At 67.0% G+C, this 433-nt stretch carries 1 pseudogene; it reads right to left on the bottom strand.

Annotated elements, in window-relative coordinates:
- Window positions 1-107: 107 nt before the first annotated feature.
- Window positions 108-433: pseudogene (locus MKK51_RS20325) on the bottom strand (PhnA-like protein); the annotation flags it as partial.

Below are 433 nucleotides of genomic sequence, written 5' to 3'. Positions count from 1 at the left end.
TTGCTCGAGCAGGGTAACGCCGATGTCCTCGACCAACGCGGCGTCCGCGGCATCGGTGGGGAGCGTACCACGACCGTGGAGCGCGGACGCGGCGGGGTCGCGGGTACTCATGACCGATGTGCAACGGGCGTCTTCGGAGGCGTGCGGGTGAACGTCGTATCGACTGCCGAGCCGCGGCCGGCGAAGAAGGCAGCCGATGCTCCGAAGATCAGAGCCAGCGCCCCGAAGAGAGAAGCCTGAGACACACGACGCGCCGTTGCGTCGGCGATGTGCTTGGCCTGCTCCTTGGCCGTGGCAACCGTCTCCTTGAACTGCTGGGTGTACTGGGCAACCTGCGCTTTGGCCTGCTCGACCGAGATATTCTGAGCCTTGGCGAGAGCCTGGGCGGCCTTCTCCTGGGCAGCGGCCTGCTGGGCACCGTCACCGGTGACAG

This window comes from Methylobacterium sp. E-045 (assembly GCF_022829685.1).
GTDB lineage: Bacteria > Pseudomonadota > Alphaproteobacteria > Rhizobiales > Beijerinckiaceae > Methylobacterium.
The sequence above is the reverse complement of the archived record's forward strand: the minus strand, read 5'-3'. Positions and strand labels throughout refer to the sequence as shown.